General features: G+C 56.9%; 17 protein-coding genes. 8 read left to right on the forward strand and 9 right to left on the reverse strand.

Translation table 11 applies throughout. From position 1 onward, the window contains the following. Positions 1-49 precede the first annotated feature (49 nt). On the forward strand, positions 50-793 hold the full coding sequence (locus tag B3Z17_RS18800; RefSeq protein ID WP_286831409.1) for a retropepsin-like aspartic protease family protein: 744 nt from the start codon (positions 50-52) through the stop codon (positions 791-793). 125 nt (positions 794-918) lie between these two features. Continuing rightward, entirely contained in the window at positions 919-2,766 is a 1,848-nt protein-coding gene (locus B3Z17_RS18805; RefSeq protein WP_286831412.1) for an ABCB family ABC transporter ATP-binding protein/permease, read from the forward strand. A gap of 242 nt (positions 2,767-3,008) precedes the next feature. Here B3Z17_RS18805 and B3Z17_RS18810 read toward each other — a convergent pair whose 3' ends face one another. Next, positions 3,009-4,592: an ABC-F family ATP-binding cassette domain-containing protein gene (locus B3Z17_RS18810; protein ID WP_286831414.1), complete on the reverse strand. Its 1,584-nt coding sequence runs from the start codon at positions 4,590-4,592 to the stop codon at positions 3,009-3,011. 200 nt (positions 4,593-4,792) lie between these two features. On the opposite strand from B3Z17_RS18810, the gene B3Z17_RS18815 reads away from it, so the two are divergent. The 4 genes from B3Z17_RS18815 to B3Z17_RS18830 all read left to right on the forward strand — a co-directional run bounded on the left by B3Z17_RS18815 (position 4,793) and on the right by B3Z17_RS18830 (position 10,751). Continuing rightward, positions 4,793-5,587: an ImuA family protein gene (locus B3Z17_RS18815; protein ID WP_286831417.1), complete on the forward strand. Its 795-nt coding sequence runs from the start codon at positions 4,793-4,795 to the stop codon at positions 5,585-5,587. Continuing rightward, the gene (locus tag B3Z17_RS18820; RefSeq protein ID WP_286831419.1) at positions 5,499-7,085 is read left to right on the forward strand and encodes a Y-family DNA polymerase; all 1,587 of its coding nucleotides are present in this window, start codon (positions 5,499-5,501) and stop codon (positions 7,083-7,085) included. The genes B3Z17_RS18815 and B3Z17_RS18820 overlap by 89 nt, the downstream gene beginning before the upstream one ends. An 8-nt stretch (positions 7,086-7,093) precedes the next feature. Further along, on the forward strand, positions 7,094-10,288 hold the full coding sequence (locus tag B3Z17_RS18825; protein WP_286831422.1) for an error-prone DNA polymerase: 3,195 nt from the start codon (positions 7,094-7,096) through the stop codon (positions 10,286-10,288). A 193-nt stretch (positions 10,289-10,481) separates the two neighbouring features. After that, positions 10,482-10,751 carry a hypothetical protein gene (locus B3Z17_RS18830; RefSeq protein ID WP_286831425.1) on the forward strand — a complete coding sequence of 90 codons (270 nt, stop codon included), beginning with the start codon at positions 10,482-10,484 and terminating at the stop codon, positions 10,749-10,751. Between the two features lie 18 nt (positions 10,752-10,769). Here B3Z17_RS18830 and B3Z17_RS18835 read toward each other — a convergent pair whose 3' ends face one another. The 3 genes from B3Z17_RS18835 to B3Z17_RS18845 all read right to left on the reverse strand — a co-directional run bounded on the left by B3Z17_RS18835 (position 10,770) and on the right by B3Z17_RS18845 (position 13,513). Continuing rightward, on the reverse strand, positions 10,770-11,687 hold the full coding sequence (locus tag B3Z17_RS18835) for a nucleotidyltransferase family protein (protein ID WP_286831427.1): 918 nt from the start codon (positions 11,685-11,687) through the stop codon (positions 10,770-10,772). 188 nt (positions 11,688-11,875) lie between these two features. Next, the gene (locus B3Z17_RS18840) at positions 11,876-12,529 is read right to left on the reverse strand and encodes a phosphatase PAP2 family protein (protein ID WP_286831429.1); all 654 of its coding nucleotides are present in this window, start codon (positions 12,527-12,529) and stop codon (positions 11,876-11,878) included. A 30-nt stretch (positions 12,530-12,559) separates the two neighbouring features. Beyond that, positions 12,560-13,513 carry a glycerophosphodiester phosphodiesterase family protein gene (locus B3Z17_RS18845; RefSeq protein WP_286831431.1) on the reverse strand — a complete coding sequence of 318 codons (954 nt, stop codon included), beginning with the start codon at positions 13,511-13,513 and terminating at the stop codon, positions 12,560-12,562. Positions 13,514-13,601: 88 nt separating this feature from the next. On the opposite strand from B3Z17_RS18845, the gene mazG reads away from it, so the two are divergent. Beyond that, the gene (gene mazG, locus B3Z17_RS18850) at positions 13,602-14,432 is read left to right on the forward strand and encodes a nucleoside triphosphate pyrophosphohydrolase (protein WP_286831433.1); all 831 of its coding nucleotides are present in this window, start codon (positions 13,602-13,604) and stop codon (positions 14,430-14,432) included. Further along, positions 14,429-14,836 carry a hypothetical protein gene (locus B3Z17_RS18855; protein WP_286831435.1) on the forward strand — a complete coding sequence of 136 codons (408 nt, stop codon included), beginning with the start codon at positions 14,429-14,431 and terminating at the stop codon, positions 14,834-14,836. The genes mazG and B3Z17_RS18855 overlap by 4 nt, the downstream gene beginning before the upstream one ends. A 34-nt stretch (positions 14,837-14,870) precedes the next feature. Here B3Z17_RS18855 and hflX read toward each other — a convergent pair whose 3' ends face one another. From hflX to B3Z17_RS18880, 5 genes are all read right to left on the reverse strand, one after another. Then, entirely contained in the window at positions 14,871-16,244 is a 1,374-nt protein-coding gene (gene hflX / locus B3Z17_RS18860; RefSeq protein WP_286831437.1) for a GTPase HflX, read from the reverse strand. Next, positions 16,245-16,490 carry an RNA chaperone Hfq gene (gene hfq, locus B3Z17_RS18865; protein WP_068149198.1) on the reverse strand — a complete coding sequence of 82 codons (246 nt, stop codon included), beginning with the start codon at positions 16,488-16,490 and terminating at the stop codon, positions 16,245-16,247. 164 nt (positions 16,491-16,654) lie between these two features. Next, positions 16,655-18,097, reverse strand: coding sequence for a TrkH family potassium uptake protein (locus B3Z17_RS18870; RefSeq protein WP_286831441.1), 1,443 nt, complete (start codon positions 18,095-18,097; stop codon positions 16,655-16,657). A gap of 9 nt (positions 18,098-18,106) precedes the next feature. After that, the gene (gene trkA, locus B3Z17_RS18875) at positions 18,107-19,483 is read right to left on the reverse strand and encodes a Trk system potassium transporter TrkA (RefSeq protein ID WP_286831444.1); all 1,377 of its coding nucleotides are present in this window, start codon (positions 19,481-19,483) and stop codon (positions 18,107-18,109) included. A gap of 36 nt (positions 19,484-19,519) precedes the next feature. Beyond that, positions 19,520-20,917, reverse strand: a complete 1,398-nt coding sequence (locus B3Z17_RS18880) for a sigma-54-dependent transcriptional regulator (protein WP_068306194.1) — start codon at positions 20,915-20,917, stop codon at positions 19,520-19,522. Positions 20,918-20,939 lie beyond the last annotated feature (22 nt).

Here is a 20,939-nt window from a genome sequence, read left to right on the forward strand (position 1 = left end):
GCGGGCTCGCGCTTTCCGTATCCTTGAAGGTGTAGCGGAGCCAGAAAAGATGACCCAAAACCCCTGGCAGGTGCCAGACCACGATAAAGAGCAGCCACCCGGAAACCGCCGCCCGAAGGGCCAGCCGTCGCCGGTGTTGCGTCTGCTTGTGTTTCTGGCAGGGATGGCACTCTTGCTATTTGGTCTGTCGCTGGCGTTCCCAACGACTAGCATGGTTGACCCTTATCTGATCCGCGGGCTTATCATCATCCTGATTTTTGGTGGGGCGGCCGCTTTCTGGAGCCGCTCCAGCATCCTGCGGATCGCCAAAATGGCAGGCCTATGGGCCTTGATTATCGCTGGCATTGCTATCTTCTACCTTTACAGGTCAGATCTCGGCAGCCGCTTCATGAGCGCGATCGATCCATCAGGCGTTGTCAGCACGGAGGAGGGACTGATGGTACACCGGTCCCGTGATGGCCATTTCTGGATGAAAGCGCGTCTCAATGGCGTTGAGGTCCGTTTCATGGTTGATACCGGCGCCAGCAACGTGGTCCTGAGCCCGGATGACGCCCAGCGCGTGGGCATCAACACCGGAATCCTGGACTATAGCGGCCGGGCGACAACGGCCAACGGCGTTGTATCCTACGCCCGTGCCACCATCAGTACGCTCGGCTTGGGGGAGGAGACATTCTATGACGTGCCCGTCACCATCAACGGCGCGGATATGGACGGCTCGCTTCTCGGCATGACCGTGCTGAAGGAATTTTCCAGCATCGAGTTCCGTGGTGACATGATGATCCTTCGGCCCTGACGGCCGAATATCAGGGTAACATTTCCGCAAGGCAGCTATACATTGGTTGAAACATCGGGCGCGCCGCCCATATGCTGTTGTCTTGCTTAACGCCTCACGCCTTGCCCAGTCTGGAACATATCTCTATGACCAACCATCAAAAGTCCGATAACCATTGGTCCACTGTCAAAAGCATCTTGCCGTACCTGTGGGCTGATGGGCGCTGGGACCTGCGCTTCAGAGTGATCCTTGCGCTTTCCTTCCTGGTGCTGGCTAAACTGATCGGCGTTTATGTGCCGTTCCTCTTCAAGGACGCGGTTGACGCCATTGCGGGTGGCGGTAAGGTAACCGCAGAAACGATGGCGGTTGCGGTTCCTACGGGCCTGATCCTGGGCTACGGTACAGCGCGCGTGCTGGCGCTTCTGTTTGGGGAACTCAGGGACGCGGTGTTCGTCCGCGTGGGCCAGCACGCCCTGAGGGCCGTGGCGCTCAACACCTTCAGGCATCTGCATGCGCTCAGCCTCAAGTTCCACCTTGAGCGCCGCACCGGTGGCCTTAGCCGCGTGATCGAGCGCGGTACGCGCGGCATTGATTTCCTGCTCAGGTTCATGCTGTTCAACATCCTGCCGACGCTGCTTGAAATCCTGCTGATTTCTGCTGTTTTCTGGACCAAATTCGGCTTCTGGTACGCCGCCATCACTTTTGTGGCGCTTGTCAGCTATATCCTGTTCACCATTTATGTGACCGATTGGCGTCTCAAGTTCCGCCGCGAAATGAATGCGCAGGACACCAAAGCCAACACCAAGGCGGTCGACAGCCTGTTGAATTTCGAGACGGTGAAATATTTCACCAACGAAGAACATGAAAGCAGCCGCTACGACCAGGCGCTGGCCGGGTTTGAATCCGCGTCCGTACGCAGCCAGCTGTCGCTGACGCTCCTTAACGTCGGGCAGGGCATCATCATTTCCCTTGGGCTTGTGATTGTGCTTTATATGGCCGCACAGGGCGTTGTGGGTGGCCAGTTCACCATTGGTGAGTTCGTGCTCGTCAACTCGCTCCTGATCCAGATCTATATGCCGCTCAATTTCCTCGGGTTTGTCTACCGCGAAATCAAGCAGTCGCTGGTGGATATGGAAAAAATGTTCGATATCATTCGCATGAGTTCTGACATTAAAGATTCACCCGATTCAATTGATTTAAAAACAGAAAAACCTGATGTTGAATTCAAAGATGTGCACTTCGGCTATACCGACACACGGGAAATCCTCAAAGGCTTGTCGTTCACGGTCCCAAGCGGCACGACGACCGCGATTGTGGGTGCAAGCGGCGCCGGAAAATCAACGATTTCGCGGCTTTTGTTCCGTTTTTACGATGTCACGGACGGCCAGATCTGCGTTGGCGGCCAGGATATCCGCGATGTCGCACAAAAGAGCCTCAGGGCCCAGATCGGCGTCGTGCCGCAGGATACGGTGCTGTTCAATGACACCATCGGCTATAATATCCGTTACGGCAGGCCCGACGCCACGGACGCAGAGGTTTATGAGGCTGCCAGGCTCGCGCAAATCCATGACTTTATTGACCATTTGCCGGAAGGCTATGAAACAGAGGTTGGCGAACGCGGGCTGAAGCTGTCGGGCGGTGAAAAGCAACGCGTGGCCATAGCGCGCACGATCCTCAAAAACCCGTCGATCTTGCTGCTGGATGAAGCCACATCCGCGCTGGATAGCCACACAGAGCGTGATATCCAGTCAGCGCTTGAGGAAATCGCCGAAGGCCGTACATCACTGATTATTGCGCACAGACTGTCCACCGTGGTGAATGCGGATGAGATCCTGGTGATGGACGCCGGACAGATCGTTGAACGCGGCCGTCATGACGACTTGCTGGCCAAGGACGGCCTCTATGCCCAGATGTGGGCGAAGCAGCAGGAAGTCAGCGAAGCCTTCAAGAAGCTCGAGGCTGCAGGCGAAGAGGTCGCGGTGCCGGCGGAATAGACGCTCACGTTTTGCCAGCAGGCGCCATATGGACGGGCTTGACGTGCGCCAACAAGGCGTCAGAGACGTTAATTCGCCATAACTATCTGATCTGTCTGATCTAAATATTTCCCATAATATAAATTATGCGCATGAAGTGGTGCTTCATAAATTGAGCCAATGACACCCTTAGCACTGACGGAGTTGGTCAAGTCCCCCACTTAGTAAACTGGGCTTCTCGTCTGCTTCACCATCCTTGGAAGTTATGCGGCGTTACGGTTCGCTTGCGCGCGGTAACGCTTATAGTCCATCAGGTCGCCGTCGAACGGTGTAACCGTACCGTTGTCGATAAGCCAATATGAATCCACCACGGTTTCTATAAGCGCCGTGTCGTGCGACACCAGCACCACGGCCCCGGTAAATTCCTGTAGCGCCAGCGTCAGTGCCGAGCGGACTTCAAGGTCCAAATGGTTCGTTGGTTCGTCAAGCAGCAACAGGTTTGGCCTGTCCCAGATGATCATCGCCAGAACAAGGCGCGATTTTTCGCCGCCTGACATTGTCCCGGTTTCCTGAAACACGGTTTTGTCGGAAAAATCGAAGGTACCCAGATAGGTCCTGAGCTCTTGTTCCCGCGCATTGGGTGCCTTTTGTTTCATGTGCCAAAGCGGCGACTGCTCTGGATCAAGCGTTTCCAGCTGGTGCTGGGCGAAATAGCCAATATTGATGCGGCGATCCCGTGTTATGTCACCCTGCCCGCTGGTAATCTCACCAGCGATCAGCTTAATGAGCGTTGACTTGCCGGCGCCATTGCGCCCCAAAAGCCCCACCCGGCTGCCTTCACCAACATGAACGGTCACGTCCGACAGGATCTGCTTTTCGCCGTATCCTGCGCCCGCATTTTCTGACGACCACAGCGTGCTGGCCATGGCGTCCGGTTCGCGGAACTTGAAGGTGAAAGGCGTATCGATATGGGCAGCGGCCACCCGTTCCAGCTTTGCCAGTGCCTTTATACGGCTTTGCGCCTGCCGCGCTTTTGATGCCTGGGCGCGGAAACGCTCGATAAAGGAAGAAATATGGGCGACCTGCCGTTGCTGCTTTTCAAACATCGCCTGTTGCAGTGTCAATTTCTCCGCACGCATGTTTTCATAGTCTGAATAGCCGCCGGTATAGAGCGTCAGCGTGCTGTTGGCCAATTCGAGAATACGGTCCACCGTGTTGTCCAAGAAGTTCCGGTCATGCGAAATCATCAGGACGGTGCCCTCAAACGCTTTCAACCAGTCCTGCAGCCAGATGATGGCCTCCAGGTCCAGGTGGTTGGTGGGCTCGTCGAGGAGCAGCAAGTCAGAGCGGCACATCAGGGCCCGCGCGAGGTTAAGCCGCATCCGCCAGCCACCAGAGAAGGACGAAACAGGGTTTTCGTGCGTCTCCAGGTCGAACCCCAGGCCAATCAACAGTTCTGCGGCCCGGCGGTCTACTGAATAGGCGTCAATGCGCATGAACTCTTCATGGATTCGCGCCATTTCAAACCCGTCCCCGGCGTCTTCGGCCTTCGCAAGTTCGGCTTCAAGGGCACGGAGTTCGGTATCGCCATCGATCGTGAATTGCAAGGCAGACAGTGGGCTGCCTTCGGTTTCCTGTGCCACATGGGCAATGCGCCAGCGGTTTGGAAAGTCCACAGTTCCAGCTTCTGCGATCAGTTCCCCGCGCAGCAAAGCAAACAGTGAGGATTTTCCTGCACCGTTCCCGCCCACGAGACCCATCTTCTCCCCGGCGTTCAGATTGAAGCTGCCTTTTTCAAACAGCAACTTGGCGCCGCGCCGAAGCGCCACGTCGGAGAAAGTAATCATTTGTAACTGGTCCTGTGTTTTGCCATGAGCCGCGCTTATACAGGTATCCGCGTCCTATGCCATCAAAATCGTTGATTAAAGGCCGATCTCCAACACGCCCGCTTATAGCCCACATCTATTTCACCTTGACTTTTATGGCTTAAAATGAGAACAAATAGAGAACAAAAAAGGTCGAGTTGCGAGAGTGAGGATAGAAGCCTGTGTTGCCTGTGGCGGAAAATGACAATCATGACAGAACGCCTGCTTGTGCGAGCAAGCAGGCGAAACTGAAGGGGTTGCTGGCCCGCATGGGCGGTGCGGGTGTGATGCTCCCTGCTCTTGGTGCTGAAGCTGGCGCGCGGGACCGCACGCAGATGCTGACGTCCCTGCCGTTTGGCGAAGTGCATGAGCTGTGGGCTGAAACGATGGCTGACTATACCGCCGCCATGGCCTGCCTGCTGACGGCGGTGAAGGACAGCGACAAGCCCATCCTGTGGGTCACCAGCCGGGCTGCGATGCTGGATCACGGCCTACCTTATGGCCCGGGCCTTCGCCAGCACGGCATCGCGCCCGAGCGCATCATATTGGTGCAGGCGCACAAACCCATCGACGCCCTGTGGGCCGTGGAGGAAGGCCTCAAAACCGATGCTTTCGCAAGCGTCGTGGGCGAATGCGGTCCGGTGGACCTGACAGCCAGCCGCCGCCTGACACTGGCGGCCCAAACCCACGGCAGCCGCTGCCTGCTGCTTGTGCGCTCAACCGAAGCGCCGTCAAGCGCGGCCCACAGCCGCTTCCGCATCGCGCCCACAGCCAGCCATGACGCGTTTTTTGACGCCAAAGCCCCAGGCGATGCCCGCGGCACGGTGAGCCTTGTCAAACACAGGGGCGGTGAACGCCCTTTCTCTTTCACGATGGAGTGGCCCTCTCATGCGCAGGATTATCTCTCTATGGCTCCCACGCTGGCCGATCGACCGGCGGCGCCGCGCGCAGGCGAGCCCGTGCACGCCACCGGATAGCCTGACGGAGAGCCCGGCGGAGAGCCCGCTTGTCCTGACGGAAACCGAGAACCAGACCCAGAAGCTGTATGCCGTGTGCCCTGCTGCGGCCGCCCTTGGCCTCACGCCAGGCATGACGCTGGCGGAAGCCCGTGCCATCAAGCCGGATATCGAGGTCCGGCAGGCCAACCGCGAGAGTGACGCCGAAAGCCTGGAAAGCCTGGCCCGCTGGCTGGTGCGCTATAGCCCTTTGGTGGCGCTGGACGGCCCGGACGGCATCCTTCTGGACGTTACAGGCTGCCCGCACCTGTTCGGCGGCGAACGCGCCATGATGGATGATATCCAGCGTCGGCTTGAAAGTGCAGGCATGTGCGCGCAGCTGGCCATGGCAGAAAACCAGGCCACCGCCTGGGCGCTGGCACACTTCCGGCCCGGCACCATCAGCCGGGACGCGGCCGATACACGATTGAGGCTGGCGCCCCTGCCCGTATCAGCCCTTCGACTTGATAGCGCCAGCGTGCAAACGCTTGCACGCCTTGGCCTCAAGACGGCAGGCAGCCTGTTTGATCTGCCGCGCCCGGCCCTCGCCCGCCGGTTTCGCGGCAAACCGTCCAAAATGGTGGCCGATCTTCTGACGCGGCTTGATATGGCCATCGCTGGTCGCGAAGCCCCTATATCGCCCCTTGAAGCGCTGCCGAGCTGGCAGGTGCGGCAGGCGTTTGCTGAGCCAGTGCTGCATACTGAAACTGTTGAGATCGCCTGCCGCCAGCTGCTTGAGGAGCTCACAGGCGCGCTTGCTCGCGCCGAACAGGGCCTGTCGCGCCTTGGCCTGCATGCCTTCCGCGTGGACGGCAGCGTGCAACAGGTCACCATCGGCACCAACCGCCCCAGCCGGGACGCCGGGCACCTGATGCGACTTCTGGCGGAAAAAATTCCGCTTCTGGAGGCCGATTTCGGCTTCGATTTGTTGATCCTCAAGGCTTATGAGACCGAACGCCTCGCCCCCACCCAACTGACGTCCAGCCGGGACCGGGAGGACCAGACAGCCTCCGAGGTGCTGGACAGGCTGAGTACCCGCCTGGGTCCTGGTACGGTCAGGCGCCTCAAGCACCGGCGCAGCCACCTGCCGGAACGCATGCAAAGCTTCATGCCCATAGGCGCCGACGCGTCTGACTGGGAAAGCCTGCCAGACGACCTGCCAGACAGGCCGCTCCGCCTGCTGTGCCGCCCCGAAGCCATCGATGTACTGGCGGAAGTGCCCGAGGGCGCGCCCAAGCGCTTTCGCTGGCGCCGGATGGAGCACCGGGTTGTCCGCGCCGCCGGCCCCGAACGGATCGCGGCCGAATGGTGGCTGTGCGAAGAAGACCGCACCCGCGACTATTATAAGGTGGAGGTGTCATCCGGCGCCCGTTTCTGGCTGTTCCGCTATGGTCTTTACACAGTTCCCGGTCCCGGCGCCCATCAGGCTGAGCCCGCCCGGGAGGTACCGGACTGGTATCTCCACGGCTTTTTCCCCTGAGGTCGGCCATGTATGCGGAACTGCAAATAACCAGCAATTACAGCTTCTTGTGCGGCGCTTCTCATCCAGATGAACTGATCATCACGGCCAAGGCGCTAGGGCTGAAGGCTGTGGCCATCACAGACCATAACACCCTGTGCGGTATCGTCCGTGGACATATCGCTGCCAAGGCTCACGGCATCGACTTTATCCCCGCCTGCCGGTTGAACCTGCGCTGCGGTACCAGCCTGCTGGCTTACCCCATAGACCGCGCCGCCTATGGCCGGCTGACGGAGCTGCTCACAATTGGCAACCGGCGGGTGGAAAAAGGCGCCTGTGACCTGTCGCTTGAAGATGTAGCGGCCTTTGCCAAAGGCCATATCTTCACCCTGCTGCCGGAAAGCGTGGGGGATGCGCTGCCCAAAGCCCTGCCCCAACTGAAGGAACAGCTGGATGCACCGCTTTACCTGGCGGCCTCTCACCGCTACCGGGGGGATGACCGGCAGCGGATCGCTGTGTTGGCGAGCGTGGCCGCACAGGCCCGAGTGCCCCTTGTTGCCACAGGCGATGTGCTTTATCACGCGCCAGACCGGCGGCAACTGGCTGACACCCTCACCTGCATCCGCACCCACAAGCGTATTGAGGAAGCTGGATACTTGTTGGAGGCCAATGCCGAACGCTTCCTCAAGCCCGGGCATGAAATGGCGCGCCTGTTTTCAGACCATCCAGATGCCATCAGGAACACGCTGGAGATCGCACAGCACTGTCGCTTTTCGCTGGATGAGCTGCGGTATAACTATCCGACCGAGCCGGTACCTGACGGCTTGACGCCACAAGACCACTTAGCGCAGCTGTCACGCCGCATGATCAAGGGGCGCTTTCCTGCCGGCGTGCCGGATCATGTGTCCGCAACCCTAGAGCGCGAACTCAGCATCGTCGGCCGCAAAAACTATGCGCCCTATTTCCTGACCGTCTATGACATTGTGACCTACGCCCGCAGCCTGAACATCCTGTGCCAGGGGCGCGGATCTGCGGCCAATTCAATTATCTGCTTCGCCCTTGGGATCACGGATGTGGACCCAACCGAGGTCGACTTGCTGTTTGACCGCTTCATCTCGGACGAACGCGACGAGCCCCCGGACATCGACGTGGATTTCGAGCATGAGCGCCGCGAAGAAGTGATCCAATATATCTACCGGCGCTATGGCCGGCACCGGGCCGGACTTGCGGCCACGCTGATCACTTACCGCCCGCGCAGCGCCATCCGCGAAGTGGGCAAGGTGATGGGCCTGTCGGAAGACACCATCGGCGCGTTATCTGGCACGGTCTGGGGCTCCTACGGCCATGACATCCCCAATGAGCAGGTCCGGGAGGCCGGGTTTGACCCTTCGGACAAGCGGCTCAGGCAAACCCTGACACTTGCCCATGAAATCATGGGATTTCCCCGGCACCTGTCGCAGCATGTCGGCGGCTTTGTGCTGACCGAAGCACCGCTTCATGAAATCGTGCCCATCCAGAATGCCGCGATGGATGACCGCACAGTGATTGAATGGAACAAGGATGACCTGGATGCCCTGAATATCCTGAAGGTAGATGTACTGTCGCTTGGCATGCTGACCTGCATCCGCAAAGCGTTCGACATGATCCGCTTCCATCACGGCCTGCCGTTCACGCTCGCGACCCTGCCCAAAGAAGACGGCGCCACCTACGACATGCTGGAAAAAGCCGACACCATCGGCGTGTTTCAGGTGGAAAGCCGCGCCCAGATGAGCATGCTGCCACGCCTGAAACCACGGAAGTTCTATGACCTGGTCGTACAGGTAGCCATCGTCCGCCCCGGGCCCATTCAAGGAGATATGGTTCACCCCTACCTCAGGCGGCGCCAGGGCAAAGAGGAACACGAGCTTCCGTGGCGCGACCCTGCGTTCGGCACGGCGGATGAACTGAGGGATGTCCTGAAGGCAACTTACGGCGTGCCGCTCTTTCAGGAACAGGCCATGAAAATTGCGATTGTCGCGGCGGGCTTCAAGCCCGCGGAAGCCGACCAACTCCGGCGGTCGATGGCGTCTTTCCGCAACCACGGCACCATCCACAAGTTCGAGCAGAAGTTCATCACGGGCATGACAAGCCGCGGCTACAAGGCCGATTATGCCGAACGCTGTTTCAATCAGATCAAAGGGTTTGCCGATTACGGTTTCCCGGAAAGCCACGCGGCGGCTTTCGCCATGCTGGCCTATGCCTCTGCCTGGCTCAAGTGCCATTATCCCCATGTGTTTGCAGCCGCCCTTCTCAATTCGCAGCCGATGGGCTTCTATGCCCCGGCGCAGATTGTACGCGACGCGCGCGAGCATGGCGTGGAGATCCGCCCTGCAGACGTCAACAAAAGCAGTTGGGACAGCCACCTGGAGCCCGCACCTGACAATGAGTGGCAATGGGCCATACGCCTGGGGCTTCGCCAGATCAAAGGAATCGCGCAGATAACGTCCGATACGCTGACCAAGGCCCGTACCCGCCCCTATGAGGACGTAGCAGACCTGCATCGGCGCACTGCGCTTCCCATCAGCCAGCTTGAAAAACTGGCGGAGGCGGATGCGTTCCGGTCCTGCGGGCTCGACCGGCGACAGGCGCTTTGGCAGGTGCGTGGCCTCGTGGATGCCCCTGACTTGCCTTTGTTCCAACATTCGGGCACGCGGGAACAGGCGGAAGCGGATAGCGTTACCCTGCCTCAGATGCCGCTATCGGAACATGTGGTCAATGATTATCAGACCATGCGGCTGTCGCTGAAGGCCCACCCGCTTTATTTTCTTAGGCGCAAGCTGCAGTCACAGGGAGCTATCCGGTGTACTGATCTGGCCGAGTGCGGCGACGGCGCCAAAGTCAAGGTGGCGGGCCTGGTGCTTGTGCGCCAACGCCCCGGTAAGGGGAATGTGGTTTTCATAACGCTGGAAGATGAAACCGGCGTCGCCAACATCATTGTCTGGAAACGGTTGTTTAAAAAACAGCGCGCCGTCGTGATGTCCAGCCGACTTTTGGTGATTGAGGGTCTATTGCAACATGAAGATGGCGTCACCCATTTGATTGCAGAGCACCTGAGTGATGCATCGGCTAATTTATTGCTGCTGTCGGATGAAAATCCCGCGGCAGAGAATCTCCCAGCCTATCGTGGCGCGACCCACCCCCGAAATGTTAAAAATCTGGTACCCAAGAGCCGGGACTTTCATTAGGAATTGCATGAATACACGCACTGCGCTATTCAAACAAGAAAAGTTAAGTCTTTGATATATATAATTTTAAACCTTCAGGCTCGCAATTTAATCGACAATTTTAGTAAAAAAAAGACCTAGATTTGTAACATCATTAACCTTTGGCTACTAATCTGGACATACTGAAATCAAACGAAGTTCGTGCCTTATGTCTATGTCTGAAAAATTGTTTGGCGGCCTGTTTTTCTTCCTGTGCGCGCCAATGCTTCTCATCCTGGCTCCGACGGGCCTGAGCTTCGGCGTGGTTTCACTCGTATCCCTTGGGTACACGCTGCGTTACATCGTGACCACCCGGCACCGCTGCAACAGCTGTGGGCACATCTTCACATTTCGACTGAAAGACTATATTGCACTGGCAAAAAGCCGCTTCTGCTGCCCGCACTGCAAGAAGAAGAAGCGCTGGTCTAGCCTGTCTCACTATTAAGGCATAAATTCCGGAAAATCAGGAAACAGGTTGAAGCCGGGTTTCGAAAGTCCCCAGGGCATCCATGCGGTCTTTCAAAATCTGGGTTACCTGATGATAGTCCTTGGGCGTGTCCACATCGATCGCAGCTTCAGCAAAAGGCAAACGCACGGCACGCGCTTCGACACCCAATACCGCAGACGCACGCCCGAATGCCTCGTCCACAGTATAGCGTTTAAACAACAGCCCCAATAGGTTGCGATAGCCAAACGCTTTAAAGAGCTGCCAGGGTTTCTTGCGCTTCATTTCAATTTGTCGCCAGAAATCGAGCACAGGCAATGCACCAGAATTGGTGAAGGCAAAAAGATTTGCACCGGAAAGCTGGGTCTCGCGAAACGGCAGGTACGTCCGCTTCGATCCTGGGTGCTCGGCATCCAGGTGTTTTTTCTCGACAAAGCCAACAGACAAGGCGCCGCCTTCCATGGCTTCCGTACAAAAACGATCTACCATTGCCGATGTAAGCAAGGCGTGATCAGCTGTCGTCACAAGAAACGGCCACTCCCCGCCAGCGCTTTCAAGGGCACTGCCTACGCTGCAACAAATGGTGTCGCGGCAAGGAATAACCTCAACCGGCACATCGTACCCTGCCCGAATATCAGGGCAGCATTCTTCCAGCTGCGCAGCGTCATCAAAGACGATGACGACACGCTTTACTGAGCGGGACCGAACGAGAGAATCAACAACGCGTTCAACCATCGGCTTGCCGCAAATGGGAACCAGCGCTTTATATTGACCGCCAAAAATTGAAGCAACAGGGTCTGTGTTCGACCGCGTACCCGCCAACACCACAGCTGTGAACCGTCGCTCTACAGCAGACATTTCAGACAACCGGTTTAACGTGTTGGAATGATTGGGTTGATGTGCAGCCTCAAACTCATACATGGCCATTTCTTTCATGCCCGGACAGCCCCCCTAATACCCCTATTAAACCTACCGACCGTTCATGGCCGAGTTTTCCGGTCCTCCCAAACCGGCGGTTCGCTTCCGAACCGACCCCTATCTGTATAGGAGCTGTCATGCAAAAGCAATGATTCTGACCGATACGCATCACAAAAGCCCGGTATTCAGGCGATCTGAATACGCCTTCAGGACATGGATTTCTGTAGTTTAGGTGACCAGAGCGAGACCCAAAAGCCTGCCACCAGCCAACCAAAAATGACATCAGACGGCCAATGGACACCAAGATAGATTCGGCTGAGTCCAATCCCGATGAATAGTAGCGAGACACCGATCACCAGTGTCCGGCCCCGCAGCGATGCGCTATAGAGCCGGGCAAGCATAAGAAGTGAAAGGAATACGGCAGCAGAACGCAACGTATGCCCGCTGGGGAAGCTGGCACTGGATGCATGCACGACATGCTCGACGATATCAGGACGTGCCCGACCGAATACAGCTTTCAGAATAGCCGATAGCAAGAAGGAACCGCCAGCCATCACCAGCAAATACAGAGCAGCCGAGCGCTGCTTGCGCACCATCAGCCAGCCAATCGTCCCAACCGACAGGATGATTAATGTAATAGTGTCGCCGACATGCGTTAACCCCAGGACTGCCTTTTCAACCCACAAGGGGCCGACTGGGTCTGCGCCAGCTGAGTCTGCGCGGAATGCCAACACGCCTGCTCGATCAAACCCGTCAAGCACGCCGGAGAAGGTTACGCCCACCCAGACAATACACAACAGCAGGAACAAAAGTGGTAAGCGATATGCCTGAACCCAAGACGATTGAGATTGTGCGGTCATATGGTGCCCTCCCTGGCCTGATTTTCGGTCCTATCTATAGAGCTTGCTCCGGGTAAAGACAAAGATATTCGGGTTCATAATCTGGCCCTGCACCGCCCAGAATCTATCGGTCGCGATGACATCTGCGCCTAGGTTCAAAATATCAAGATACTTGCTGTCGTCACCCGACCGGAAGATCTGACCATCAATTGAATAGCCAGGATTGCCAAGGGTGCCCACGATAACGCGCCAGCCCCGATCATGGAGCATCTGGTAGAAATCCTTCGGTGCAAGGCTGGTGCCCGTCCAGGCAATGATGGTTTCAGGTTTTAGGCCGCTGGCCTCAACAGCCGCCAGCTCTTCAACGTTTCGCATGGTTACGGTTTGCATCATTGATGGTGCAATGGCTTGATACTCAAGTGCCTGATCAAGCGAATAGGTTATCGCAACGACATAGTCGCTGGCGCCGGCAGCCTCAACCTCACGCGCGACAGCCCGGAAGTCAGTCCCCGTCTTGATATCCAGGGTCAGGATCGCACGCCCTGTCGTCCACCTGAGCACATCAGAAAGCTTGGGCACCCGATGACCGGTGTTACGGCCTTCCTGGTCCACCAACGTCAATGGCGCAATGTCAGGCCAGACCGCCTCCGCGACACGGCCTTTACCGGTGGTCGTGCGGTCCAGCGTGTTGTCATGCATCAGGATCAATGTGCCATCCGCCAATTGGGCGACATCCACTTCCATAAGACCTGGGCCGTACCGCAGCGCATTCTGCATGGCCTCAATGGAATTTTCCGCAAACCCCGGCGCTGGAGCACCCCGATGATGGCTGACCAGCGGTATCCTGAGCGGGTGCCAACGGAAGAAATCTGCCAATCCGCCGGGCGGCACCTCCAGATAATAATAGCTGTCACCAACCGGTGGCGGCACGTTCTCTGCCTGCACAATGGGGCACGACAGGAAAAGAGCGAACAGGAAAGCCAGCGACTGCAGCCGTTTTATCATCGGATATCGTCCTTCTAAGGGTTGACCTTCATTGCCCAAGCCACGAATGTGTCGAAGCAGCAACCAACAGTTCAAGGGTAGTTCTATCATGTCAAGCAATGCATCAAATGCAGCCTATTCGGTGGATGACCTTCTCGAGATCATGCGTAAGCTGCGCGACCCCGATGGTGGCTGCCCATGGGACCTGGAGCAAAGCTTTGAAACCATTGTACCCCACACAATTGAGGAAGCCTATGAGGTGGATGAAGCGATCCGTCACCATGATATGGAATCGCTGAAGGATGAACTCGGCGACCTGATGTTCCAGGTGGTGTTCCATGCCCAAATGGCCATGGAAGCCGGCCATTTTGCCTTTGACGATGTGATCAATGCTATTTCTGACAAGATGGTTCGACGACACCCGCACGTGTTTGGCGACGCATCGATTGAGACAGCTGATGCACAAACTGCTGCTTGGGAAACCCAGAAAGCGAAAGAACGCCAGAAGAAGGCTGACGAGCAAGGCAAGATAGCCTCAGTTCTTGACGGCGTATCCATCAGCCTGCCCTCGCTTTTGCGCGCAGTGAAGCTGCAAAAGCGGGCCGCCCGGGTCGGCTTTGATTGGCCAGAAACCGCCTGTGTGCTTAATAAAATGCAGGAAGAAGCAGCCGAACTGGTCGAAGAATATAAGAAAGGCACCGACAAGGATCGCCTTAAGGAAGAATTTGGGGACCTTTTGTTCGTAATGGCAAACCTGGCCCGCCACATGGATATCGACCCAGAGGAAGCCCTGAGGGGCGGTAACGCCAAGTTCGAACGACGTTTCCACCGTATTGAAGCATTGCTCGCGGAAAAGGGTAAAGAGCCAGCCCAGTCATCCCTTGAAGAGATGGACCGCCTTTGGGATCAGGCCAAGGCCGAAGAGAAAGCCGCGGAATGACCGAAGACGAGGACATTCTAAGAAAATTACAGCCGCTACTGGCCCGACATCCCCATGTTTCGGTGGAACTGACGGATACCGGCTTCAGGACACTTCTCGCCAATCGAAACCCCAACCTGCTCGGTAATTTTGCGGGTGGCGACATGGCATACGCCGCCAACGCAGCAGCCGGGTTTGCCTGTATCGTTGCGGGTACGATCGCAGAAACTGCCTCAATTAACATTGAGTGTCTGGCGCGGGGAGATGGCGAATTTCTTGTAGCCGATGCCCAGATCATTCGCCATGGTAGTCGACTGATCAGAACCAGGGTTGATGTTCACGTGCGGAAAGGTGAACGGGAAAAACTGGTCGCGATCGCACAGATCAACATGGCGCCATTGGCTGACCAGTCACTGCTTGATTAACTGAAGGAAAGCAGCGGGAAAGCGCCCGCTGTCACTATCTTGTTTTTGCAGTGAATTTTGCCCAGGCAACCGGATCAACGGTGAAATTATAGCAGACACCGTCTTCGCCATGTTCTTCGCTCAGAATTTTGGCATTGGCATGAAGCCAGGCCTGCGTGGCGCCGTCGCTATAAGGCACCGTCAGTTCAACACGGTGGTCCTGTGCACTCAAAATGGCGTCAATCGCCTGAATAAGCGTATCGCAACCTTCGCCTGTCAAACCGGACAGCGCCACCACCCGGTCCTGGCGGTCCGCCTTGTTCATGGCGGCTTCACGCATTTCTTCCGTCAGCAGGTCAGCCTTATTGAGCGCCTCAATGATCGGCGTGCCGTCCGCATCGCTTTCAAAATCAACGCCCAAGTCGCCCAGAACCTCTTCGACATCCTTTTTCTGCACATCGCTGTCTGGATGGGCTGCGTCGCGCACATGCACGATGACGTCTGCTTCCAGCACTTCTTCAAGCGTTGCACGAAAAGCCGCCACCAACATGGTGGGCAGTTCCGACACGAACCCAACAGTGTCTGAAAGAATGATCTTGCGCCCGCTTGGCAGGTCAATTGACCGCATGGTTGGGTCGAGAGTGGCAAACAGCATGTCTTCCGCCAATACTTCAGCGTCCGTCACCATGTTGAATAAGGTCGACTTCCCGGCGTTCGTGTACCCCACCAGAGCTACAATCGGATATGGCGTTTTCTGCCGCTGTGCGCGGTGAAGAGTGCGTGTCCGTGTTACAGTCTCAAGCTGGCGCTTGATCCGGGTAATGCGGTCGGCAATGATCCGGCGGTCGGCCTCAATCTGGGTTTCACCCGGACCGCCCATGAAGCCGGCACCACCCCGCTGGCGCTCCAGGTGGGTCCATGACCGCACAAGCCGGCTACGCTGGTAGTTGAGGTGTGCAAGCTCTACCTGCAACTCCCCTTCCTTGGTGCTGGCGCGGTTGCCGAAGATTTCGAGAATCAGCGCCGTGCGGTCAATGACCTTGGCGCCAACTTCGCGCTCCAGGTTCCGCTGCTGGATCGGGCTCAGTTCACAGTCGAAGATAAAGAGATCGATCTCTTCGTCCTTGGCGAAGTCTTTCAAATCGCCAAGCTTGCCGACACCCAGGTAGGTGGCCGGGCGCACACCGCGCAGCGGTATACATTCGCCACCGACAAGGTCGATGTCGATGGCAAGCGCAAGCCCTTTGGCTTCCTCGAGGCGGGCCTCAGGAGAGCGGACAAGCGCGTCTGCTTTGCGGGAATCCTTCACATAAGGATGGACAACGAATACGCGTTGACGGGCTGCCTCATCCTGGAGGTAGCCTAATCCTTCGGTTGACCAGCCGCCGCCCGGCTGATCGGCCGAACGGTCATCGGATCGGTCGGTCAATTAGTCCTCAATATCTTTTTCCGGCTCAAACAATTGCACTGGGCCAGATGGCATCACCGTAGAGATTGCATGTTTGTAGACCAGTTGGGAATGGCCATCACGGCGCAACAACACACAGAAGTTGTCGAACCAAGTGATTACTCCCTGCAGTTTAACACCGTTGACTAAAAATACCGTTACCGGCGTTTTGGTTTTGCGAACGGCGTTAAGAAAGACGTCCTGGAGGTTTTGATTTTTTTCTGACATGGACTGTCCGTTTGTTTTTTACGTTATAATCATTGCGCCTGTAGAGCATAGTGCCGCCGCCGATCCGTTTGATCCGGTGCCGACAAGCACCTTCCCCGTCATATATCGGCTGCGGGTACATATATGTCAGACACTCTCGCTGTCGGTCAACAGCCTTCGTACATTTATCCGCGCCAAAAACTTCTTGTGATCAAGGCAAGAAACAGTGATGCCTCAATCCGCCCAAGCAGCATCAGGCCGGACATAATCATATAGTCAACTTCCGTCAGCCCTGAAAAACCGCTGAAATATGGATCGATCATGGTAATCAGCGGCCCGGATAGCGTCAGGGCCGACACAGACATGGCAAGCGCAGACTGAAAATCAATACCCAGGATTGCCAAAAACAGGCTGCCAAATACAAGCATCAGCACAAAAGCGCCGACCAGAAGCCAGATGGCCTCGATATCCCGGCGCTCGATGGCAAAGGACTGGAACCTAAGGGATTTTACGCCGTGGGGGTGCGCCAGCCTGTCCACTTCCTTGCGCGTCAGGAAATAGACCACAATCAACCGCAGCTGCTTGATGCCGCCCGTCGTGCTGGCTACTGCCCCACCAAGACAGGCTAGGACAATCAGGATTATGGCACCGGCATCGATGCCGTCACCTGTGAACCCCATGTCTGCCGGTGAGAATCCGGTGGTAGACATGGCCGAAATCGCCACAAACAGGCTGTGCCAAAGGCCCAACCAATCGCCGGGAAATGCCAAGAGGAACAGTACGCCCGTTCCGCCAGCCACCAACAGCAGGACGCTTTTGCTTTCCAGCCCCTGCGGATGCTTGGCCTTTACCCGTAACAGCCGGGCCCGCATGATGTCCCAATTGAGCATCGCGAAAACCATGAACACAGCCAGTACTGCCTGGGTCCCGACGTCTTCGATCTTGTTAGATCCATCAGGCCCTATGCCCGTGGTGCTGATCGCACTCATGGCCAACTGCAGGGCTTCAAAAAGCGGTACGCCAGTCAACATCAAAAAGGCGCAACAAGCTACTGTAAATAAAGCATAAATTGGCGCTATTGAGATAGCCACTGCACGGAGCCGGGGATAGCCCGTTTCACTGTCACCATATGGCAGTGGCGAGCGGTGCAATTGTACACCGCCACTATTGATCGCAGTCAGGATCGACAAGGTCATGCAAATGGCCAGAAACCCGCCAATCCAGGATGCCTGCACACGCCAGAAAGCAATGGAAACGATGGTTTCATGCGCCCCTTCGTAGGCACTGCTGCCCGTCGTCGTGATCAGAGACATCCCCTCGAAGAAAGCTGGCACCAACCCTTGATCCGGAAAGATGAAGAAGAAAGGCATGCCCGCAACGATCGCGAGCGCGATCCCGCCCACCACCGGCAACAGGATGGTCAGCCGTGTCACTTTGATTTGTGGTGTTGAACGGAACCCAAGGAAAAGCGACCCGCCGATGACCGACATCACCATGATGGACGCCAGGAAGCCGCTTGCGGCATGCGCTTCCTCAAGAGACGTCGCAATGAAGAAGGGTACGGCCTGTGTGGCGCTCAGAAGAAGGATCCAGCACCCAATCAGGTAAAAAAGCCGGCTACGCCACATGTGCTGACCCTAAAAGATGTCGGCGCGGGCAGAGAAGAGCTGCTCGATCTTTTTCACCGCTTCCGAAAGGGCAAGGATAACAACCCGGTCCTCACCCATCAGTACGGTATCTGCGCTGGGCGTAATCGCTTCTTCACCGCGCACGATCATACCGAATTTCACATCGCCGTGCAGCCGGAGCTCACCTATCGATCGCCCTGCAACTTCCGAGCCTTCAAGGACTTCCGCCTCAATGATCTCGGCTTTGCCCTCAAAGATACTGTATAGGTCGCGGATACGACCACGGCGGATATGGCGCACGATGGAGGATACTGTGGTTTCCCGCGGGTCAAGCGCTACATCGATCCCCAGCGAGCCAACGAGGCTACCGTAGATTGGGTTGTTCATCAGGGTAATGGCCCTTGGGCAGCCCTGCTGCTTGGCCAGCAATGACGACAGAATGTTCACCTCATCGTCGTTGGCCACGGAAACAATCGTATCTGTCTGGGCAATGTTAGCTTCCTGGAGAATTTCCCGGTCAAGCGCGTCACCATTAATCACAACGGTTCGGCCCAATTTTTCCGCGATCAGTTCAGCGCGCTTCTTGTCATACTCGATGATTTTGAGGTTGCTGACCGACGCATTGCCTTCAAGCTGCTGTGCCAGGAACAGGCCGATGTTACCGCCGCCCACGATCACAATACGCTGGGCAGCCTTTTCTTCGTGCCCAAACACAGCCATGGCCCGCTCTGTTGTCCCGGTTTCAACCGCAATATAGATAGCGTCACCCGCCTGCAGTTGGTCATCGCTTCGAGGCACGAATATCCGCTCTCCGCGCACCACAGCCGTCACGGTGGTCTGCAGGTTCGGGAACAGTTCGGTTAGCTGCCTCAGCGGCGTATCCACGACCGGGCAGTTTTCATCCAGCACAAGGCCAATCATACGCACGCGGCCGTCCACGAACGGCACCATATTGAAGGCACCCGGGACTTCGAGCCGACGCCGAAGGGCTTCCGCCACCTCAAGTTCCGGCGAGATGATCACATCAATCGGCATATTCTCGCGGGAGAACAAATCACCCCACGTGGGCTTCAGGTATGTCTGGTTCCGGATGCGGGCAACCTTGGTAGGCACACTGAAAAGTGAGCTGGCCACCTGGCATGCGACCATATTGACCTCATCCGACCAGGTTACCGCGATCAGCAGTTCCGCGTCTGAGGCCCCTGCCCGGTCCAGCATGGACGGATCGGATGCATGGCCCACAAGTGCCTGCACATCGAGGGATTCACTGATTTTTCTGATGAGGTCCGGTGACCGGTCGATCACCGTAACATCATTCTGTTGGTCGGCCAGGTGCTTCGCGATATTGAAGCCCACTTGGCCGGCGCCACATACGATGACTTTCATAATTCCCCGTAACGCCTAATAGCTATCGTCGCCAGTTCAGACCTCAGACCCATCGCCATTCCTGGCGGATCCGGTCAAGCCCAGAGACTTCAGTTTCCTGTGCAGGGCGGAGCGCTCCATACCAATGAAAGCGGCCGTCCGCGAAATATTGCCACTGAAACGGTTGATCTGAACTTTCAGATATTCCCGTTCAAAGGCCTCCCGTGCCTCCCTCAGCGGCGTGGTCATAATGGCGCCATTGCTGCCTGAGTGCAACAGATCACCGGAACCGCTCTGAATTTCCGGCGGCAACTGATCCGCCGTGATTTCACCGTCCAGGTCATCGGAGCCCATGATCACCACGCGTTCCATGATATTTTTCAGCTGACGCACGTTGCCTGGCCAGTCGTAGGATTGAAGCGCCGCAATCGCGTCATCTGCCAGATGCACCTTCGGACGGCCTGTGGCTTCCGCAAGTGCGTCCAGAAAGTTCTGGGCCAACATCGGAATATCTTCACGCCGTTCGGACAGGGACGCCATCTTGAGCGGCACCACATTCAACCGGTGGAAAAGGTCTTCGCGGAAACGGCCTTCAGCAATCTCAGCAACCAGATCCTTACTGGTTGCCGATATCACCCGCACATCCACTTTTACACCCGTGTTGCCTCCCACGCGTTCGAACGCCTGATCCGTCAGGACCCGCAGAATCTTCGCCTGCGTCGGCAAAGGCATATCGCCCACTTCGTCGATGAACAATGTGCCGCCGTGCGCGCGCTCAAAGAGACCGGTTTTCACAACCCCGCCGTTTTGTTCAACGCCGAAGAGCTCCTGCTCCATCCGGTGCGGCTCCATCGAAGCGGCACTCACCACAATGAAGGAGCTGCCTACCCGGTGCGACCGGTTATGGATTTGCCGCGCCGCGACTTCCTTGCCTGAGCCGGACGGGCCATGGATCAGCACCCGGCTGTTGGTGGCTGCCACTTTCTCAATGCTTTGCCGCAAACCATTGATAGCATTTGATTTTCCCGTGATATCCACGGTGAAAACGGATCGCTTCTTCAGCTCTTCGTTTTCGCGGCGCAGGCGCTCCGCCTCCGTCGCGCGCTGGACCGTCAATAGCAGGTGATCCGCCTCAAAGGGCTTTTCGATAAAGTCGTAAGCCCCCTTCTTGATCGCCGCCACAGCTGTTTCGATATTGCCGTGACCACTGATCACAACGACCGGCAGCTCCCGGTGGCGGGACTTCACCAATTCAAGGATTTCCAGCCCATCAAGCTTGCTGCCCTGAAGCCAGATATCCAGCACCATAAGTGACGGCAACCGAGCTTCAATTTCGGCAAGACCGGTATCGCTGTCGCGCGCGGTGCGCGTGTTGTAGCCTTCGTCTTCCAAAATCCCGGAAATCAGTTCACGAATGTCTTCTTCGTCGTCGATGATAAGGATATCAAGAGCCATCTTTAGGCTTACTCCCTGTTTG

The sequence above is a fragment of the Kordiimonas sp. UBA4487 genome (assembly GCF_002389025.1).
In the GTDB taxonomy this organism is placed as follows: Bacteria; Pseudomonadota; Alphaproteobacteria; order Sphingomonadales; family Kordiimonadaceae; genus Kordiimonas; species Kordiimonas lacus.

Excerpts from the sequence above, each read along its gene's own strand:
- B3Z17_RS18800 (WP_286831409.1), top strand. The coding sequence starts at position 50 with ATGACCCAAAACCCCTGGCAGGTGCCAGACCACGATAAAGAGCAGCCA.
- B3Z17_RS18805 (WP_286831412.1), top strand. The coding sequence starts at position 919 with ATGACCAACCATCAAAAGTCCGATAACCATTGGTCCACTGTCAAAAGC.
- B3Z17_RS18810 (WP_286831414.1), bottom strand. The coding sequence starts at position 4,592 with ATGATTACTTTCTCCGACGTGGCGCTTCGGCGCGGCGCCAAGTTGCTG.
- B3Z17_RS18820 (WP_286831419.1), top strand. The coding sequence starts at position 5,499 with ATGCGCAGGATTATCTCTCTATGGCTCCCACGCTGGCCGATCGACCGG.
- B3Z17_RS18825 (WP_286831422.1), top strand. The coding sequence starts at position 7,094 with ATGTATGCGGAACTGCAAATAACCAGCAATTACAGCTTCTTGTGCGGC.
- B3Z17_RS18830 (WP_286831425.1), top strand. The coding sequence starts at position 10,482 with ATGTCTGAAAAATTGTTTGGCGGCCTGTTTTTCTTCCTGTGCGCGCCA.
- B3Z17_RS18835 (WP_286831427.1), bottom strand. The coding sequence starts at position 11,687 with ATGAAAGAAATGGCCATGTATGAGTTTGAGGCTGCACATCAACCCAAT.
- B3Z17_RS18840 (WP_286831429.1), bottom strand. The coding sequence starts at position 12,529 with ATGACCGCACAATCTCAATCGTCTTGGGTTCAGGCATATCGCTTACCA.
- B3Z17_RS18845 (WP_286831431.1), bottom strand. The coding sequence starts at position 13,513 with ATGATAAAACGGCTGCAGTCGCTGGCTTTCCTGTTCGCTCTTTTCCTG.
- mazG (WP_286831433.1), top strand. The coding sequence starts at position 13,602 with ATGTCAAGCAATGCATCAAATGCAGCCTATTCGGTGGATGACCTTCTC.
- B3Z17_RS18855 (WP_286831435.1), top strand. The coding sequence starts at position 14,429 with ATGACCGAAGACGAGGACATTCTAAGAAAATTACAGCCGCTACTGGCC.
- hfq (WP_068149198.1), bottom strand. The coding sequence starts at position 16,490 with ATGTCAGAAAAAAATCAAAACCTCCAGGACGTCTTTCTTAACGCCGTT.
- B3Z17_RS18870 (WP_286831441.1), bottom strand. The coding sequence starts at position 18,097 with ATGTGGCGTAGCCGGCTTTTTTACCTGATTGGGTGCTGGATCCTTCTT.
- trkA (WP_286831444.1), bottom strand. The coding sequence starts at position 19,483 with ATGAAAGTCATCGTATGTGGCGCCGGCCAAGTGGGCTTCAATATCGCG.
- B3Z17_RS18880 (WP_068306194.1), bottom strand. The coding sequence starts at position 20,917 with ATGGCTCTTGATATCCTTATCATCGACGACGAAGAAGACATTCGTGAA.